Raw genomic sequence first — 18,566 nt, 5'->3', positions numbered from 1 at the left:
CGCCGGCGCGCCGGCTCAGGGCTTGCGCGCGGCCGGCTTCGCGAACGCGCCGCGCACCTCGAAGCCGATCGCATCCGCGACGTTTCCGCGCGCGTCGACGAGTTCCAGCCGGTGCCGGCCCGGCCACGGTAGCCACGCGACGCGGTCGGCATGGCCGATCACCTTGTCGTCGAGCCGCCACGCGAATTTCGTCGCGCGCCCGGCCGAGCGTTCGAACCAGATCCGCTGGTTCTTCGGCGGAATGTCCGGGTCGATCGCGAAGATCGTGCCGTCGGTCGGCGCGCCGATCGTCAGCGGCGCACGCGCGCCGTCCTTGCCGGGCGCGACGGGCGCCGCGAGCCGGATCGTGTCGACCGCCGTGCCCGCGACGAACCACTCGTTGCGAGCCGGCTCGATGTCGCGCTCGAACGCGATACGGCGCGTCTCGACACCGGCCGGCGCGCGCGGCGCACGGCTCGGCAGGTCGCGGTGCAGATAGCCGACCACGGCCGACCACACGGGCGCCGCGCCCGTGACGCCCGACACGTCCCACATCGGCGAGCCGTCCGCATTGCCGACCCACACGCCGACCGTATAGCGCGACGTGAAACCGACGGTCCAGTTGTCGCGCATGTCCTTGCTCGTGCCGGTCTTGACCGCCGAGAAGAAGCGCGTCGCGAGCGGGTTGTCGAAGCCGAAGGTGCGCACGCGTGCGTTGTTGTCGGACAGGATGTCGGTGACGACGAAGCTGGCGGCTTCGCTGAACACGCGCGTGCCGGCGTCCGTCCGCGCGGGCGCCGATGCACCGGAGGCCGACGTCGGCGCCGTGGCCGGCAGGTCGACGACCTTGCGCGCGACGCCGCCGTTCGCGAGCGCGCGGTAGGCATTGGTCAGCGACAGCAGCGTGACGTCCGCGCTGCCGAGCGCGAGGCTGAAGCCGTAGTAATCGCCTTCCTGCGCGAGCGGCAGGCCGAGCGCGGTCAGCGTGCGCGCAAAGCGATGCGGCGTGACGAGCACCAGCGTGCGCACGGCGGGTACGTTCAACGAGCCGCCGAGTGCGCTGCGCACGCTTACCCAGCCCTTGAAATCCTTGTCGTAGTTCTGCGGAATGTACAGGCCGCCGCCGGCGGCGAGGTTGATCGGCGCATCGTCGAGCAGCGACGCGGCTGTCAGCCGTTTTTCGTCGAGCGCCTGAGCATAGAGGAACGGCTTGAGCGTCGAGCCGGCCTGGCGCGGCGCGAGCACGGCGTCGACGTCGCGCGCGCTCGACAGCGCCCCCGACGAGCCGACCCACGCGCGGATCTCGCCGGTCGCGTTGTCGATCACGACCACCGCGCCGTCCTGCACGTTGCGCCGGTGCGCGGGCGCATTGAGTTCGGTCAGCGCGCGCATCAGCGTGTCGCGCGCGAAGCGCTGCAGCGGCGCGTCGAGCGTCGTGCGGACCTGCGCGCCGGCCGCCGGCTTGACTTCGGCCGCGATGCGCCGCGCGAAGTGCGGGGCGAGCGCGGTGCCGTCCGCCGCGATGTCGTTACGCACGGCGTTGGCCGGGCGCGCCGTGACGAGCTGCACGTAACCGTCGAGCGATGCGCACGCCTGCCCGGCATGCATGTCGCGCAGGATCCGGCACGCGCGCTCGGCGATCTTCGCGGGCGCCGCGTTGGGCGCACGCACGAGTGCGGCCGCGATCGCGGCCTCGCGCGCGTCGAGGCCCGATGGTGCCTTGCCGAACAGCACCTGCGACAGCGCGCCGAGCCCGATCGTCTCGCCGCGGAACGGCACGAGGTTCAGGTAGGCCTCGAGGATCTGGTCCTTGCGCCAGCTGCGTTCGAGCCACAGCGCGTTCACGGCCTGCGTGGCTTTCTGCGGCAGCGAGCGCTGGCCCGAGCGGCGCGGCGAATCGCCGAGCAAGCCCGCGAGCTGCATCGTGACGGTCGACGCGCCGCGCGTGCGCTCGTTCCACAGGTTGCCCCACGCGGCCCCGGCAATGCCGCGCCAGTCGACGCCGCTGTGTTCGTAGAAGCGCTTGTCCTCGGACACGACGATCGCCTCGCGGAACGCGGGCGACACGTCGGCGAGCGACACCCATTCGCCGCGCCGTTCGGCGAGGTCGACGCGCGTGCGCTGCAGCGGCGTGCCGTCGCGGGCGAGCAGCACCCAGTCGGAACTGCGCCAGTTGCGGCGCACGTCGTCGTAGCCGGGCAGCGCATGCGCGACGAGCGGCGCGGCCAGCACGACGGCGACGAATACGCGGCCGGCGAAACGCGCCGGCCGCGGCAAAGCAGGATCCATCATCGCGGTCTCGTCACTTGCCCGCGTCGGCCGGCTTCACGGTCATCGGCGGGTTCGGCCACAGGCCGTACACGGACGGTGCATACAGTGCCTCGACGCGCGTCGGCGGCAGTCCGAACGTGCCGACGTTGTTCAGCCGCACCGTGTACTCGACCGAGAATTTGCCCTTCGGCAAATAGTCGTAGTACGCGCGGTAGCCGTCGAAGTCGCGCTCGACGAACGTCGGCCACGCGCCGTCCGGCGTTTTCTCGTCCTGCGTCGCGGCTTCGGAATCGCGACCGAGGCCCGACCCGAGGATCGTCGCACCGGCCGGGATCGGATCGTTGATGGCGACCCACGTCATGTCGCTCTGCGCATCGATGTCGAGATGCACGCGCACGACGTCGCCGCGCGTCAGCACGCCCTTGACGGCGGGCGACACGGGCGTGACGGTCTTGGTGATCCGGTAGCCGGCCGCGAACGGCGAGCGCAGCGGCACGGCCGCGAGACTTTCGACGGTCGCCCACGGGCGGCCGGTGCCGTCCTGCGTGACCGATAGCGTGGCCGGCCCCTGCGACGCACGCGGCCACGGCAGCAGCACGCTGCGCGCGGCGGCCGCGCGGGTCGCGGGTGTGGCCGATGCGGGCGTATCGGCGGGCGCGGCCGATGCCGCCTGCGACCACGAGATCGAGCGCGCGTCGCCGCCGAGCGCAACCTTCGTCGCGCCGGCGACCGGCGTGCTCTCGTAGGTTCGCGAGAAGCGCTCGACCGCGAGCAGGCCGAGCGCGTTGGACGTCGTCGTCTGCCATGCGCCCTGGCGTTGCAGCGCGAGCAGGCCGGCCGTCACGCGCGGCATTTCGTCCTTCCACGCCGGGTCGCCGGCGAATTCCAGCGCGAGACGCGCGGCGTTGGTCTCGTTGCTGGTCATCAGCCACCACAGGTCGTCGTCGCGCGCGGTCGAGAACACGAGCTGCGTGCCTTGATACGTGAGGCGCGCCCGCAGGATCTGCTCGACCTGCGCGCGTTTCTCGTCGCGTTGCGGGATGTCCTTCACGCGCGTCAGGATCGCGTGATAGTCGATCACGGCCGACGTCGGCCACTGGTTCGGCGCGATTTCGATCGAGCCGAGCATGCGGCCCTGCGCGGCGCCGTAGCGCGACAGCGCCTCGATCGCGGCGAGCTTGCGCAGGTCGCGATCCTGGCGCGGCGCCCACGCGTTGCGATCGAGGCGGCCGTCGACGAAGCGCGCGAGCCCGGCTTCGAGCTGCGTGCGCAGGTCTTCCGGCAGCGCGAAGCGCGGATCGAGACGGCTGGCTTCGTCGGACACCACGAGCAGGTACGACGACAGCGTCGGGCTGCCGTGATGCGAATCGTCCGACGACGGCGGGAAGTAGCTTGCCAGGCCGTCGCTGTCGAGGTAGACGGGCATGCGGGCGATCAGCGCCTGCCATTGCGCAGGGTCGCGCAGCCCGATCGCACGCGACGTCTGCTGTTCGAGGCAGCGGTACGGATAGCGTTCGAACCAGCGCCGCACGCCGGGCAGGCCATCGGCGAGCTTCGACTGCAGCGACACGGCGATGCCGCCGCGCGGTGCGCCCTGGGCGTTGCTCACCGCGCCGGCCGGAGCCGCCACGGGCACCGTCAGCGTGCCGTCGACCTGCGCGAGCGTCGCCTGCTGGACGGTTACCGGCAGCGCGGGCACGACCTTCTGCGCGACGGCCAGCGCGTCGGACGCGCGCTTGCCGCCTTGCTCGGCCGCCTCGATGCGCCAGTTCAGCGCACCGGCCGCATCGAGCGCCTGCTCGGGCACGGTGATCGTCCACGCGACTTCGGTCGCGGCATTCGCCGCCAGCGATACGGTTTGCGGGGCGACGTCGAGGCCCGTCACGCGCGGCGTCACGACGACCTGCATCGCGCGGTCGGTCGTGTTGCGCAGCGTGACCTGCGCGCGGAACGCGTCGCCTTCGCGCACGAGCGGCGGCAGGCCGGAGATCAATTGCAGATCCTGCGTGCTGCGGATCGACGTGCTGCCCGTGCCGAAACGGTCGGGGCCGACCGCCGCGATCGCGACGATCCGGAAGCGCGTGAGCGCATCGTTCAGCGGCACCTCGACGGTTGCGCTGCCGTTCGCGTCGAGCGTCACGCGCGGGTTCCACAGCAGCAGGGTATCGAACAGCTCGCGGGTCGGCGCGCTGCCGCCGCCGCCGCCGGCCGGCACGGCCTTGCGGCCGAAGTGGCGGCGGCCGACGATTTCCATCTGCGCGGTGGCCGTCTCGACGCCGTACGCACGCCGGCGCAGCATCGCGTCGAGCAGGTTCCAGCTGTCGTTCGGCATCAGTTCGAGCAGCGCTTCGTCGACAGCCGCGAGCGCAATCTGCGTGCCGGCCGGTGCCGGCTGGCCGTTCGGCAGCGTGACCTTCACGTGCGCCTGCGCCTTGCTGCGGACCGTGTAGCGCGTCGCGTCGGTCGTCACGGTCACGCCGAGGCGGTGAACGCCAGTGCCGACCTTGATTTCGCCGAGGCCGTAGCGGAACGCGGGCTTCGACAGGTCGACGAACGCGGTCGGCGCCTCGTAGTGGCGGCCTTCGCGCCAGAACGCGCGCGCCCATTCGACCGGCGCCTTCCAGCCCCACGTGAAGAACGAGTACCACGGCACCTCGCGAATCCGGCCGCGCAGCGCGAGCACCGACACGTAGACGTTCGGCCCCCACGATTCGCCGACCTTCAGGTCGACGGTCGGGTTCTTGCCGTTCAGCTCGACGATGTGCGTTTCCATCACGCCGCCGCGCTCGACCGCGACGAGCGCGGTCGCGTAGCGGAACGGCATGCGCACCTGGAAGCGGGCCGTTTCGCCCGGCTCGTACGAGGTTTTCTCGGGGATCACGTCGATCCGGTCGGTGTTGTCGCCGCCGAACCAGAGTTCGTCCTCGCGCGTGACCCATACCGACGTCGATGCATTCGACGTGCGGCCGTCGCCGTCCTTCGCGACCGCGATCAACTGCACGTTGCCGGCCTGCTCGAGCGTCGCGTCGCAGGCCATGCGGCCCTTGTCGTCGGTCTTGCCCGAGCACAGCACGCCGAGGTCGCGCGTGTCGCTCTTGTTGTCGTATGCATAGAAGCCGCCGACCATCCGCTTGCGCGACGACGTCGTGATGCGCGCGACGCCCTTGATCTCGATCGGCACCGACGCGCGCGGCTTGCCCTGCAGGTCGACCGCCAGTGCCTGCACCGGCACGCGCTGGCCGACCGACACCCAGCGGCCTGCCTTGATGCCGGCCACCACCGCGGCCGGCCACAGGATCGTGTCGCCGCGGATCGTCTGCACTTCGCCGTTCGGATCCGCGAACGTCGCCTCCAGCGCGATGCGCTTCGGCGCGTCGACGTCGGGCAGGCCCTTGAGCGTGACCGAACCCGCGCCGTTGCGATCGAGCGTCAGCGGCAGCTTGTCGGCGATCAGCTTCGTCGCGTCGGGATCGTTGTTCGACGACGACGCGTTGTCGCCGTCCTGCGAATCGTCGTCGGCGTTGCCGTCGCTCGTGTCGGGACGATATGGCGTGAAGCTGAAATCCTCGAAACGATCCGCGAACGGCGGCGACGCCCATTTCATCAGCGCCGACACCTGGACGGGCAGGTTCGATGCGCCGCCGCCCGACACATAGTCGATCTGCACCGCGAGCGGCGCTTCCTTCACGGCGACGAGCGGGCTCTTCTGCGCGTCGCGCGCGCCGATCGAGCCTTTCAGCACCGGCAGGCGGAATGCCTCGACGCGGAAACTGCCGCTGTAATAGGTGGCGGTTGGCGCGTCTTCCGGGCCGCCTTCGAGTTCGACGCTGTACTCGCCGAGCTTCGCGGCGGCCGGCAGCGTGAACTGCGAGTCCGCGCTGTGGTCGGCCGCCCACGTGAGCGGCAGCTTGTACGTCTGGCCCGTGCCGAGATGGCGGATCGTCAGGCGCGTCGGGTATTGCGACGGGAACGCGAGGCTCTGCAGCGTCTCGGTGCGGATGAAATGCTTCATCGACACGGTTTCGCCGGCGCGCAGCAGCGTGCGGTCGAACACGGTATGCGCGCGCACGGTCGGCGCGCTGTCGGTGTCGGTCGGCACGTTGAAGCGCCACGATTCGATCCCGCGGTTCCAGCCCGAGCTGACGAACGCCATGTCGGGGCCCGTCTTCGGATCGTCGACGCGCGCCGACACGAAGTAGTCGTCGTAGCGCTGTTCCGACGCGCCGCACGCGCGCTTCGGCTCGAACGGCCCGTCGATCTTCAGCAGGCCCTGCGCGTCGGTCTTGCCGGCCGCGATTTCGTCGCCGTTGCAGTCCGACACGCGGATCTGCGCGTTCGGCACCGGCTTGCCCTTGTCAAGCGTCGTGACCCATACGAGGTTGTTCTCGCGCCCCTGTTTCAGGTGCACGCCGAGGTTCGTGACGAGCACGGTGGTGCGCACGTACATGCTCGACGGCTTCGCGAGCAGCGAGCGGCCGAGCGCGGGCGACGCGAGTTCGAGCACGTAGAAGCCGGGCTTGTCGATCGGCACGCCGACCACTTCGAACGGGCGCAGCGTCTTCGGGTCGGCCTTCGGCAGCGTCAGCACCTGCGCGCCGGGCTCGCCCGTCAGCAGCGACAGCGAGCGCACGTCGATGCGGCGGTTTTGCGGCGCGGGCTGCTTCTCGCCGGCCGCGAGCGGCACGTAGACGGGGTGTTGGCCCTTGCGTTCCAGCAGGCCGGGTATCTGGTCGTCGATCGAGCCGGCCGTCATCGACCAGTTGTCGAAACGATCGACGGTGCGCATCCATTGGCGGATCGCGGTGTCGTTCTCGACCTTCAGGTTCGCGAATTGCGCGCCGCCCGCATTGAGGCCGGCGATATGCAGGTCGGCCTCGACGTTGCGCAGCGTGACGGGCACCAGCGCGGGCGTACCGGGTTCGGCGAAGCGCTCGACGATCCCGAAGGTGCCCGACGAGAATTTCGCGAGCGGCGGCATCGGCGCGGTGCGCGTCGCGAGCGGGAACAGGTCGGCGTTGGACAGCGGCCGGTCGGTCACGTCGCGCAGGCCCGACGGCAGCTCGACGGTCAGCGCAGCCTGAGCGGGCAGCGGCGGGTTGAACGTGACGGTCGTCACTTCCTCGCTGTGGTCGTCGGCCGCGAAGGTCGGTGACAGCGAACCGTCGGGGCCGCGCAGCTTGATCGCGTCGGCCTGCTTGCGCGAGATCGGCGCGTTGAACGACAGCGTGAGCGGGCGCAGCGGCGTGCAGGGCGCCTTCGCGTTCTCGCGTTCGCACGAGAAGCTCGCGGCGAACGGTGCGCGCACGGTGAAATCGAAGCGCCGTTCGGTTTCGTTCGCGATGCCGCTCGGGCTCGCGACGCCCTTGCCGTACACCAGCTGCACCTTCGCGCTCGCCGGCAGCGCCTGCGAGCACGACAGCGTCAGCACGCGCGCCGCCTCTTTCTTCAACCCGAAATGATCGAGCAGGGCGTTGCGCGTATCGTCGTCGGCCGCCGCGACGGGAATGCGGTTGCCGATGCCGGCCGCTTCGCACCAGATGTTCGCGAGCGCCGAGCGCGGCTCGGCCGGGCCGTTCAGCTTCATCACGAAGACCTGCCGCTCCTCGATCTCGCGTGAGCCGGGGCGCACCGACACCGGAAACGGGCCGCCCGTCTGGAACGTGAAGCGACGCGGGCCGCTGACCGCATTGCCCGCGACCGAACGCAGCGTGTCGTTGAGCGCGACCGAGCAACGTACGCCGGGCGGCAGGTCGCTTTCGAAATCGTAAACCCAGGTCTTGTCGTCGAGCCAGTGGCCCTGGCCGCGTGCGGCCGCCGAATCGTTGCAGCTCACGCGCGCCGGATTCGGCGCGGAGGCCGAGCCGAAGGCGACCATCGGTTCGTCGAACTTGACGACGCTCTGCCGGACTTCGGTGACGGTGCCTTGCGGCGACACGCTCACCGTGCGCGCCGCGCCCGCATGCAGCGACAGGGCCGCGGCGCCGCCGAGCGCCGCCACGGCGCCGATGCGCCAGAGCAGCCGGATCGTGTGGTTGGTTCGATGCGTTTCTTTGTTGTGCTTGTCGCGCTGCTTCATCGCTCGATTGCCCTCGGAGGGAAGCTTTCTGTTTGATTGCACGGGATTCTAACCGACCGTCATGCGCGCGCAGCATGGCATGCAATGTGTCGCCGGCGCGCGACACGGGGGGGCGTGCCGCAGATTTGTCGCGTCGACGACACAAAAATGCAGCGAAATGTCGATTGTCACGGATTGCGGAACATTAAATGGACTATAAAAAGATTGTTTGATCCGGCGTGTGCGCGTACATTGCAGGTCCGCGCCAATGTTTGAGAAATATCAAGCGTGGTTTTCCCGAATCCGGTGTTCGAGAGAAGGAAACATGCACAACGACAACACCCCCCAATCGCGTCGTGACAACGACGCAGCCGCAACCGGCATCACGCGGCGTCAATGGCTGCAGGGCGCACTGGCGCTGACGGCGGTGGGCCTCACGGGCTCGCTGGCGTTGCGGGCCCTGGCCGACGATCCCGGCACCGCGCCGCTCGATACGTTCATGACGCTTTCCGAAGCATTGACCGGCAAGAAAGGGCTGAGCCGCGTCACCGGCCAGCGCTATCTGCAGGCCTTGCAGAAGGGCTCGTTCAAGACGGCCGACAGCCTGCCGCAGCTCGCCGGCGCGCTCGCATCCGGCTCGCTGAATCCCGACCAGGAATCGCTCGCACTGACGATTCTCGGCGCGTGGTATCTCGGCATCGTCGACAACGTCGTGATTACCTACGAAGAAGCATTAATGTTCAGCGTGGTGTCCGATACGCTCGTGATCCCTTCGTATTGCCCCAACAAACCCGGCTTCTGGGCCGAAAAACCGATCGAGAGGCAAGCCTGATGGCCGATACCGATACGCAAAAAGCCGACGTCGTCGTCGTCGGATCGGGTGTCGCCGGCGCGATCGTTGCACACCAGCTCGCGATGGCGGGCAAGTCCGTGATCCTGCTGGAAGCCGGCCCGCGCATGCCGCGCTGGGAAATCGTCGAGCGCTTTCGCAACCAGCCCGACAAGACCGACTTCATGGCGCCGTACCCGTCGAGCCCGTGGGCCCCACATCCGGAATACGGCCCGCCGAACGACTACCTGATCCTGAAGGGCGAGCACAAGTTCAACTCGCAGTACATCCGCGCGGTGGGCGGCACGACGTGGCACTGGGCCGCGTCGGCGTGGCGCTTCATTCCGAACGACTTCAAGATGAAGACCGTGTACGGCGTCGGCCGCGACTGGCCGATCCAGTACGACGACCTCGAGCATTACTACCAGCGTGCCGAGGAAGAGCTCGGCGTGTGGGGCCCGGGCCCCGAGGAAGATCTGTACTCGCCGCGCAAGCAGGCGTATCCGATGCCGCCGCTGCCGCTGTCGTTCAACGAGCAGACCATCAAGAGCGCGCTCAACGGCCATGACCCGAAGTTCCACGTGGTGACCGAGCCCGTCGCGCGCAACAGCCGCCCGTACGACGGCCGGCCGACCTGTTGCGGAAACAACAATTGCATGCCGATCTGTCCGATCGGTGCGATGTACAACGGCATCGTCCACGTCGAGAAGGCCGAGCAGGCCGGCGCGAAGCTGATCGACAGCGCGGTCGTCTACAAGCTCGAGACGGGGCCGGACAAGCGCATCGTCGCCGCGATCTACAAGGACAAGACGGGCGCCGACCATCGCGTCGAGGGCAAGTACTTCGTGCTCGCCGCGAACGGCATCGAGACGCCGAAGATCCTGCTGATGTCCGCGAACCGCGATTTCCCGAACGGCGTCGCGAACAGCTCGGACATGGTCGGGCGCAACCTGATGGACCACCCGGGCACCGGCGTGTCGTTCTACGCGAGCGAGAAGCTGTGGCCGGGCCGCGGCCCGCAGGAGATGACGTCGCTGATCGGTTTCCGCGACGGCCCGTTCCGCGCGACCGAAGCCGCGAAGAAGATCCACCTGTCGAACATGTCGCGCATCAACCAGGAGACGCAGAAGATCTTCAAGGCCGGCAAGCTGATGAAGCACGAGGAGCTCGACGCGCAGATCCGCGATCGTTCCGCACGCTACGTGCAGTTCGACTGCTTCCACGAAATCCTGCCGCAACCCGAGAACCGCATCGTGCCGAGCAAGACGGCCACCGACGCGATCGGCATCCCGCGCCCCGAGATCACGTATGCGATCGACGATTACGTGAAGCGCGGCGCCGTGCACACGCGCGAGGTTTACGCGACGGCCGCGAAGGTGCTCGGCGGCACCGACGTCGTGTTCAACGACGAGTTCGCGCCGAACAACCACATCACCGGCGCGACGATCATGGGCGCGGATGCACGCGACTCGGTCGTCGACAAGGACTGCCGCACGTTCGACCATCCGAACCTGTTCATCTCGAGCAGCTCGACGATGCCGACCGTCGGTACGGTGAACGTGACGCTGACGATCGCGGCGCTCGCGCTGCGGATGTCGGACACGCTGAAGAAGGAAGTCTGACCGTGCGGAAATCTACTCTCACCTTCCTCCTCGCCGGCTGCCTCGCGCTGCCCGGCCTCGCGCGCGCGGCCGACTCGGCCGATCCGGCGCAGGTCAAGCGCGGCGAATACCTCGCGGTCGCGGGCGACTGCATGGCCTGCCACACCGCGAAGGGCGGCAAGCCGTTCGCGGGCGGCCTCGGCATGCCGGTGCCGATGCTCGGCAAGATCTATACGAGCAACATCACGCCCGACCCCGATACGGGCATCGGCACCTGGACGTTCGACGACTTCGAGCGTGCGGTGCGTCATGGCGTGTCGAAGAACGGCGACAACCTGTACCCGGCGATGCCGTACGTGTCGTATGCGAAGATCAACGACGACGACGTGCAGGCGCTGTACGCGTACTTCATGCACGGCGTCGAACCGGTCAAGCAGGCGCCGCCGAAGAACGAGATCCCCGCGCTGCTGAGCATGCGCTGGCCGCTGAAGATCTGGAACTGGCTGTTCCTGAAGGACGGCGTCTACCAGCCGAAGCCGGCGCAGAGCGCCGAGTGGAACCGCGGCGCGTATCTCGTGCAGGGCCTTGCGCACTGCAGCACGTGCCATACGCCGCGCGGCATCGCGATGCAGGAGAAGTCGCTCGACGAAACGGGCGGCAGCTTCCTGTCGGGCTCGGTGCTCGCGGGTTGGGACGGCTACAACATCACGTCCGACCCGAACGCGGGGATCGGCCGCTGGACGCAGCAGCAGCTCGTCCAGTATCTGCGCACCGGCAGCGTGCCGGGCCTTGCGCAGGCGGCCGGCCCGATGGCCGAGGCGATCGAGCACAGCTTCTCGAAGATGACCGAAGCCGACATCGGCGCGATCTCGACGTACATCCGCACGGTGCCGGCCGTGGCCAGCGGCGACGCGAAGCAGTCGCGCTCGTCGTGGGGCAAGCCGGCCGAGGACGGCCTGAAGCTGCGCGGCGCGGCGCTCGCGTCGTCGGGCATCGATCCGGCCCGGCTGTATCTCGGCAACTGCGCGACCTGTCACCAGATGCAGGGGAAGGGCACGCCGGACGGTTACTACCCGCCGCTGTTCCATAACTCGACGGTCGGTGCGTCGAATCCGACCAACCTCGTGCAGGTGATCCTGAACGGCGTGCAGCGCAAGGCCGGTAGCGAGGACGTCGGGATGCCGGCGTTCCGCCACGAGTTGTCGGATGCGCAGATCGCCGCGCTGACGAACTACCTGACCGGGCAGTTCGGCAATCCGGCTGCGAAGGTGACCGAGCAGGACGTCGCGAAGCTGCGCTGACGCGACACGCGACGAAGCAGGGCGACAACGTAAAAGAGGAGGAGCACAGCACATCGGGCAGGCCCCGATGCCGGTTGTTGCAGAGCGGGGCGGCGGCGCGGATGGCCGTCCGCCCCGGTTCACAGGCAATCCGGTGCGTGCGATTGCGCGCATCGTTTTCGTTGATCACACCATGACACCGAATCAACCGTTTCTCGCGTCCCAGCGCGATGTGCTGCTGCTGCTTGCCCGAATCCTGATCGTGATCCTGTTCGTGATGTTCGGCTGGAAGAAGATTATCGACTTCTCCGGTACGATCGCGTTCATGGGTAGCGAGGGCGCGCCGGCGCCGATCATCTCGGCGGCGATCTCCGTCGTGATGGAGCTGTTCGTCGGGATTGCGATCCTGATCGGCTTCCAGACGCGGCCGCTCGCGCTGTTGCTTGCGCTGTATACGATCGGCACCGCCGTTATCGGTCACCATTACTGGACGATGACGGGCGGCGAGCAGATCAACAACATGATTCATTTCTACAAGAACATCGCGATCTCGGGCGGCTTGCTCGCGCTCTGCGCGGCCGGCCCCGGACGTTTTTCGCTCGATCGCGGATAAGCAGACCCGAGGCGCGTGCATGGGGCGCGCGTCGGACGGTCGAGACTTCGAGGGGGCATCATTTTGCGACTCAAATACTTTGCATGGCTGATTGCGGCCGCCACGCCAGCGGCTGCGTTTGCACAGACGAGCGTCACGCTGTATGGCCGGATCGACGGCGGCATCGAATACCTGAACCACATCGCGAAGCCGAACGGCGGCAGCGGGACGCGCTGGAGCGCGGAAAGCGGCGACTGGGGCACCAGCATGTTCGGGTTGAAGGGCGTCGAGGATCTCGGCGGCGGGCTGTCGACGGTGTTCAACCTGGAAACCGCGTTCCAGGTGATGAACGGCCAGACGGGTGGCGGACGCATGTGGTCGCGGCGCGCATACGTCGGGTTGAAGAGCAACACGTGGGGCCAGTTGCAGGCCGGCCGCAACCTGTTCATCGACAGCGACGGCGTGTGGGAATTCGATCCGTTCGTCCAGCAGGCATTTTCGTCGGCGTCGCTCGTGCGTGGCCGCAACTGGCAGCAGACCAGCAACAACATCGAATATCACAGCCCTGTGATCGGCGGCTTCGACGTGCAGGCGCAATACGCGTTCGGCAATCAGTCGCGCGGCTTCAACTACGGCGCGGCCGACGATTTCGGCCGCTCGGACGGGATCATGATCTCGTACCATTCGCCGGTGCTCGACGTGCGCGGTATCTACGACGAGCTGCGCGACAACAACGGCAAGTTCAGCAATATCTTCACCGCGTCGCGCGAGTACTTCGTCGGCGCGAACGTGAAGGTGTCGAAGTTCAAGATCCAGGGGGCGTATACGCACTACCAGGCGCCGGACAGCCCGGCCGGTGTTGCCGACCGTGCCGATCATTACTGGCTCGGCGCGACCTATTCGGCGACGCCGCAGTGGGCCGTGACGGGCGGCGGGTATTACGTGAAGGTGGGCGACGGCGGCGGCGACGCGTCGCATGACCCGTCAGGGCACGCGATGATGTACGTGCTCGGCACCACGTACAACCTGTCGAAACGCACGTTCCTGTACGGCACGGTTGCGTATGTGCGCAACGGCGGGAATTCGAATTTCTCGCTGCTCGCGACGCCGCGTGACGCGACGTCGGGGACGAGCCCGATGACGGGCGAGTCGCAGACGGGCGCGTATGTGGGGATGATGCATACGTTCTGAGCACGGGCGGTTTGGGTAGGTGAAGAAGGCACGGGCGGTGAAGGTCCGTGCCTTTTTGCGTTTACGCCGGCTGCCGTATCGTTGCTGTCCGGGACGTGACGCGATATGGTCTCGACAAGCACTCACCTGCTTCGAGGCCAGTCCTGTTCTCGAAAGTCGGTATGACGCGTCGAGCGATCGACAGGGCGAGCTCGGTAAATTGACGGTTCATGCCGACGCGATTGCAATGCGCACGCTCGCGCATCGCCGTCCGATCGGCGCCGTGCTTCAGAACACGCATGCCTCGGTCGTCGTTAGCGTCGCAAACGGGCCCGCAAGCGTCGCATTATGATGCGCGACGATCCGCTCGGCCGGCAGCGCTGGTGTATCCATACAGGTGTGCGCATCGGCAACGAGTACCGGGCGAAAGCCGAGATCGGCGGCCGCACGGCACGTCGTATCGACGCAGTACTGCGTTTTCATCCCCGCGATCACGATCTCGCCGATACCAGCCGCATGCAACCACTCGGCGAGCCGCGTGCCCGCGAAGCAGCTCGGCCTCGTCTTGTCGAACACGATGTCGCGTGCGGTATCGATCGCAAGCTCCGGCAGCAGTGCGGCCAGCGGCGCGTCGGATGCGATCGGCGAGCCGGCCGGGCCGACGTGACGCACGGCGAACACGGGGGCACCGCTGTCATGTGCGCGGCGAATCAGCCGGTTGATATTGGTTAGCACGCGTTCGCCGTCATGCGGGCGATCGGGGCCATGAAACAACCCGACCTGCATATCGATCACGAGCAGCGCGCGTTTCGGGGAAGGGGCTTCGGACATCGCGTTTCTCCTGAGTGGCCGATGCAGACGGAGAAACGACGAGACCCCGTCCGGAACCGGCGGGGCCTGTGGGAATCGGTGACGCTACGATCTTGCGCGCACTCGCCGCACGGGCCCGCCAAAGGCGGTCGTGCGCGTGGTCGTCGAAAGGGTGATCGGAGCGTCGTGCATGGCTCGATGATGCCCGATGCGCGCGCGTGACGTCAATTACTGTTCACGTGCCGCGCACCGTCCGCCGGTCAATCCAGCGCCTTCCCGGCCTTCTCGTCCATGAAACGAATCGCAAGCAACGTCATCGCGCCGCAGCCGATCGCATACCACGCCGGCGCATTCGGATCTCCGGTCGCCGCGATCAGCCACGTGACGAAGAACTGCGCGAAGCCGCCGAAGATCGCGACGCCGACGCTATACACCAGCGCACCGCCCGTCGCACGCACTGCCCGCGGAAACAACTCGCCGAGCATTGCCCCCGTCGCACCGATGTTGATCGCATGCACGATCGACAGCGCGGCGATGATCGACAGCAGCGAAACGGCGCCAGGCCAGCGGTTCAGGGCAATGAACGCCGGGTAGATCGCGGCCATCAGCACGATGCGTGTCCACCAGACGATCCGGTTGCGCCCGTACACGTCCGACAGAAGGCCGCCGATCGGCGTCACGAGCATCAGGATCGCACCGGCGACGCAGCCGGCCGTCATCGACAGCCAGGTCGGCAAGTGCAGCACCTGCACGCCATAGATCGCCATGTAGAACACGATGATGTAGTGGATCGACGTGCCGCCGATCGTCACGCCGAGGCCCGCGAATACGGCCTTGGCGTGATGGCGCAGCACGTCGGCGAGCGGCAGCGATGCGACCGGCTCGTCGTGTGCGGCGGCCGGGGCGGCAGCAGGCACTTCCTCGACGGTGCGGCGCAACCAGTAGCCGAGCGGCACGAACAGCGTGCCGATGATGAACGGCACGCGCCAGCCCCAGCTTTCGAGTTGCGCGGCGCTCAGCGTCGACGTCAGCGCGACGCCGGTGAGTGCGCCCGCGAGCGCGGCGAGCCCCTGGCTCGAGAACTGGAACGACGCATAGAAACCGCGACGATGCTGCGGTGCCTGTTCGAGCAGCAGCGTCGTCGATGCGCCGACTTCGCCGCCCGACGCGAACCCCTGCAGCAGCCGAGCGAGCACGAGCAGCAGCGGCGCGGCGATGCCGATCTGCGCGAAGGTCGGCGCGACCGCGATCGTCGCGGTACCGAGCGCCATCAGCAGCAGCGTGAGGATCATCGCCTTCTTGCGGCCGGCGCGGTCCGCATACATGCCGATCACGAGGCCGCCGAGCGGACGCGTGACGAAGCCGACGCCGAAGCTCGCGACCGCGAGCATCAGTTGTCCGAACGACGAATGCACGGGAAAGAACAGCTTGCCGATCAGGATCGCGAAGAAGCTGTAGACCGTGAAGTCGTAGAACTCGAGCGCGTTGCCGACGGCGGCGGCCGCGATCAGCCGGCGCTTCTTCGCGGCGGCGCGGGCATCGACCGGTGTGCCGGCGAATGAAATGGCGGACGTTTCCATGGGTTCCCTTGCTTTGAGCGCGGAACTGCGTGTTGAAAGGCTGTCAGGCCGCGAGCCAGGCTTCGGCGACGCGAACCCAGTAGCTCGCGCCGATCGCGAGGATGTCGTCGTTGAAGTCGTAGCCGGGGTTGTGCACCATGCAGCCGCCCTTGCTGCCGATTCCGTTGCCGATGAACGCGTAGCAGCCGGGGCGCGCTTCGAGCATGAACGCGAAATCCTCGCTGCCCATCAGCGGCGCGGTGTCGGTTTCGACGCGTTCCGCGCCGAGCATCTGGCATGCGATGTCGGCCGCGAACGCGGTCGGTTCCGCGTGATTGACGAGCACCGGGTAGCCATAGTCGTAGTCGACCTCCGCGGTGACGCCGAAGCTTTCCGCCTGGCCCTTCACGAGCGCCTCGATGCGGCGCGCGAGCAGGGCGCGCACGTCGGCGTTCAGCGCGCGCACCGACAATTTCATCACGACGGTTTCGGGAATGATGTTGAACGTTTCGCCGGCCTGCACGCTGCCGACGGTGATCACGGCCGCATGCTGCGCGTCGACCTCGCGTGCGACGATCGTCTGCAGCGCGACCATGATGCTGCCCGCGGCCGACATCGGATCGCGCGCGAAATGCGGCATCGCGCCGTGGCCGCCGACGCCGCGCAGCGTGATCGTCACGCGGTCGGCCGACGCCATCGCGGCGCCGGTGCGGAACGCCATGTTGCCGGCCGCGCGGCCCGGCATGTTGTGGATCGCGAAGATCGCGTCGCACGGGAAACGGTCGAACAGGCCGTCGTCCATCATCGCCTTCGCGCCGCCGAAGTTTTCCTCGGCGGGCTGGAAGATCAGGTTCAGCGTGCCGGAGAACCGGCGCGTTGCCGCGAGGTGGCGCGCCGCGCACAGCAGCATCGCGGTGTGACCGTCGTGGCCGCATGCATGCATCTTGTTCGCGTGACGGCTTGCGTAGGGCAGCCCCGTGGCTTCCGAGAGCGGCAGCGCGTCCATGTCGGCGCGCAGCCCGACCGTGCGTGTGCCTTGCCCTTCGCGTAGCACGCCGACCACGCCCGTCTTGCCGATACCGCGATGCACTTCGTAGCCCCAGCCGGTGAGCAACTCGGCGACGAGGTCGCTCGTGAGCGTCTCTTCGAATGCGAGTTCGGGGTGGGCGTGAATGCGGCGGCGCACTTCGACGAGCTCGGGGGCGATGGCGGCGATGGCCGGGATGACGGGGTTCACGGCTTGCAGCATGGTGTCTCCTGTGGGGCCGGTGGGGCGTTTGACGCGCATGTGACGACCAAGCATATAAATTTCTTTTGCGTACCAGAAGCTGCTAAATTGCTTTGGTGCACACCGTCGGTTGCCGCTCGGGAATACCCTGAGCCATTGCGCGGCCGGCCGCACAGGGTTTCCACGGATCACGCATTGCCGCCATGAAATACCACCAGCTGAAAGCGTTCGTCACCGCCGCGGAAGAAGGGAGCATTCGCGCGGCCGCGCGGCGCCTGAACGTGTCGCCGGCTGCGCTCACGAAGGCGGTCAAGGAACTGGAGATCGCGCTCGGCGTATCGCTCGTCGTGCGCACCGCACGCGGCGTGCAGCTGACCGCGTTCGGCCAGCAACTGCAGGTGCGCGCGCGGCTGATCGTCGCCGAAATGCAGCGCGCCCGCGACGACATCGAGCAGGCACAGGGCGCGATGACGGGTTCCGTCGCGGCGGCGATCACGCCGGCGGCGGCGGTGACGATCCTGCCCGACGCGTTTCGTGCGTTCCGGCGCCGCTTTCCGGTGGCGCGCGTCAATCTGATCGAAGGATTTCCTGGCGTCGCGCTGCCGCGCCTGCACGATGGTTCGCTCGATTTCGCGGTGGCCGTCGTCGTCCCCGAGTTGCTGGCGGCCGAGTTCGATCACGCGGAACTCTATGCGAGCCGTTCGCTGATCGTCGCGCGCAAAGGGCATCCGCTCGCGTCGGCCACGTCGCTCGCCGATCTCGTCGAAGCCGACTGGCTGATGAATCCGTCGCCGGAAAGCTCGACACAGGTGCTGTTCAACTCGTTCGTCGCGTACGGGTTGCCGGTGCCGGCACGCGTCGTCGAATGCCCGAGCTTCGGTCTCGCGCACAGCCTGATGACCGGTTGCGACCTGATCGCATCGATGCCCGAGCAATTGTTGCAAGGCGAATGGGCGCGTGATCAGCTCGCGGTACTGCCGATCCGCGAGCGCTTGCCGGCCGTATCGGTGCAGGTCGTCACGCGCCGCGACAGCCCGCTGACGCCGGCCGCGGCGATGCTGCTCGATTGCCTGCGCGATTCCGCGCGGCGCAAGGGATTGCGGTGAGCCGTCACCCCGTGCAGATCACGTAGTTATCCTGACGATCGTGTGCCAGGCATGCGCGGGCCGCATGCGATTCCGACGCACGTTGC

At 67.8% G+C, this 18,566-nt stretch carries 11 protein-coding genes; 6 read left to right on the top strand and 5 right to left on the bottom strand.

Annotation, left to right across the window (positions count from 1 at the left end; genetic code table 11):
• Positions 1-15: 15 nt before the first annotated feature.
• Together pbpC and WS89_RS04115 are read right to left on the bottom strand one after the other, a co-directional pair.
• Positions 16-2,271, bottom strand: a complete 2,256-nt coding sequence (gene pbpC, locus WS89_RS04120; protein ID WP_059789579.1) for a penicillin-binding protein 1C — start codon at positions 2,269-2,271, stop codon at positions 16-18.
• Between the two features lie 10 nt (positions 2,272-2,281).
• Positions 2,282-8,326 carry an alpha-2-macroglobulin family protein gene (locus WS89_RS04115; protein WP_059789578.1) on the bottom strand — a complete coding sequence of 2,015 codons (6,045 nt, stop codon included), beginning with the start codon at positions 8,324-8,326 and terminating at the stop codon, positions 2,282-2,284.
• A 304-nt stretch (positions 8,327-8,630) separates the two neighbouring features.
• Here WS89_RS04115 and WS89_RS04110 point away from each other — a divergent pair, with 304 nt between their 5' ends.
• The 5 genes from WS89_RS04110 to WS89_RS04090 all read left to right on the top strand — a co-directional run bounded on the left by WS89_RS04110 (position 8,631) and on the right by WS89_RS04090 (position 13,798).
• Complete coding sequence (locus WS89_RS04110) at positions 8,631-9,137, top strand: sugar dehydrogenase complex small subunit (protein WP_059789577.1); 507 nt, start codon at positions 8,631-8,633, stop codon at positions 9,135-9,137.
• Positions 9,137-10,756 (top strand): GMC family oxidoreductase, encoded by a 1,620-nt coding sequence (locus WS89_RS04105; protein WP_059500342.1) that lies wholly within the window; start codon positions 9,137-9,139, stop codon positions 10,754-10,756. Before WS89_RS04110 ends, WS89_RS04105 begins: the two co-directional genes overlap by 1 nt.
• Before the next feature lie 2 nt (positions 10,757-10,758).
• Entirely contained in the window at positions 10,759-12,036 is a 1,278-nt protein-coding gene (locus WS89_RS04100; protein WP_059789576.1) for a cytochrome c, read from the top strand.
• Between the two features lie 172 nt (positions 12,037-12,208).
• On the top strand, positions 12,209-12,628 hold the full coding sequence (locus WS89_RS04095; RefSeq protein WP_059500375.1) for a DoxX family protein: 420 nt from the start codon (positions 12,209-12,211) through the stop codon (positions 12,626-12,628).
• Positions 12,629-12,691: 63 nt separating this feature from the next.
• Positions 12,692-13,798 (top strand): porin, encoded by a 1,107-nt coding sequence (locus tag WS89_RS04090; protein ID WP_059500344.1) that lies wholly within the window; start codon positions 12,692-12,694, stop codon positions 13,796-13,798.
• Between the two features lie 267 nt (positions 13,799-14,065).
• Here the strand turns inward: WS89_RS04090 and WS89_RS04085 are convergent, their stop codons facing one another.
• From WS89_RS04085 to WS89_RS04075, 3 genes are all read right to left on the bottom strand, one after another.
• Positions 14,066-14,608: a cysteine hydrolase family protein gene (locus WS89_RS04085; protein ID WP_059789575.1), complete on the bottom strand. Its 543-nt coding sequence runs from the start codon at positions 14,606-14,608 to the stop codon at positions 14,066-14,068.
• Between the two features lie 239 nt (positions 14,609-14,847).
• On the bottom strand, positions 14,848-16,167 hold the full coding sequence (locus WS89_RS04080; RefSeq protein ID WP_059500346.1) for an MFS transporter: 1,320 nt from the start codon (positions 16,165-16,167) through the stop codon (positions 14,848-14,850).
• Positions 16,168-16,210: 43 nt separating this feature from the next.
• The gene (locus WS89_RS04075; protein WP_059789574.1) at positions 16,211-17,395 is read right to left on the bottom strand and encodes a M20 aminoacylase family protein; all 1,185 of its coding nucleotides are present in this window, start codon (positions 17,393-17,395) and stop codon (positions 16,211-16,213) included.
• Positions 17,396-17,577: 182 nt separating this feature from the next.
• Here WS89_RS04075 and WS89_RS04070 point away from each other — a divergent pair, with 182 nt between their 5' ends.
• Positions 17,578-18,480 (top strand): LysR substrate-binding domain-containing protein, encoded by a 903-nt coding sequence (locus WS89_RS04070; RefSeq protein WP_059505475.1) that lies wholly within the window; start codon positions 17,578-17,580, stop codon positions 18,478-18,480.
• Positions 18,481-18,566 lie beyond the last annotated feature (86 nt).

This window comes from Burkholderia sp. MSMB1072 (assembly GCF_001524725.1).
Classification (GTDB): Bacteria; Pseudomonadota; Gammaproteobacteria; order Burkholderiales; family Burkholderiaceae; genus Burkholderia.
The sequence above is the reverse complement of the archived record's forward strand: the minus strand, read 5'-3'. Positions and strand labels throughout refer to the sequence as shown.

What these genes read in the sequence shown, in the direction of transcription:
- WS89_RS04085 (WP_059789575.1), bottom strand. Translation starts at nt 14,608, where the DNA reads ATGTCCGAAGCCCCTTCCCCGAAACGCGCGCTGCTCGTGATCGATATG.
- WS89_RS04080 (WP_059500346.1), bottom strand. Translation starts at nt 16,167, where the DNA reads ATGGAAACGTCCGCCATTTCATTCGCCGGCACACCGGTCGATGCCCGC.
- WS89_RS04095 (WP_059500375.1), top strand. Translation starts at nt 12,209, where the DNA reads ATGACACCGAATCAACCGTTTCTCGCGTCCCAGCGCGATGTGCTGCTG.
- WS89_RS04110 (WP_059789577.1), top strand. Translation starts at nt 8,631, where the DNA reads ATGCACAACGACAACACCCCCCAATCGCGTCGTGACAACGACGCAGCC.
- WS89_RS04075 (WP_059789574.1), bottom strand. Translation starts at nt 17,395, where the DNA reads ATGCTGCAAGCCGTGAACCCCGTCATCCCGGCCATCGCCGCCATCGCC.
- WS89_RS04105 (WP_059500342.1), top strand. Translation starts at nt 9,137, where the DNA reads ATGGCCGATACCGATACGCAAAAAGCCGACGTCGTCGTCGTCGGATCG.
- WS89_RS04115 (WP_059789578.1), bottom strand. Translation starts at nt 8,326, where the DNA reads ATGAAGCAGCGCGACAAGCACAACAAAGAAACGCATCGAACCAACCAC.
- pbpC (WP_059789579.1), bottom strand. Translation starts at nt 2,271, where the DNA reads ATGATGGATCCTGCTTTGCCGCGGCCGGCGCGTTTCGCCGGCCGCGTA.
- WS89_RS04070 (WP_059505475.1), top strand. Translation starts at nt 17,578, where the DNA reads ATGAAATACCACCAGCTGAAAGCGTTCGTCACCGCCGCGGAAGAAGGG.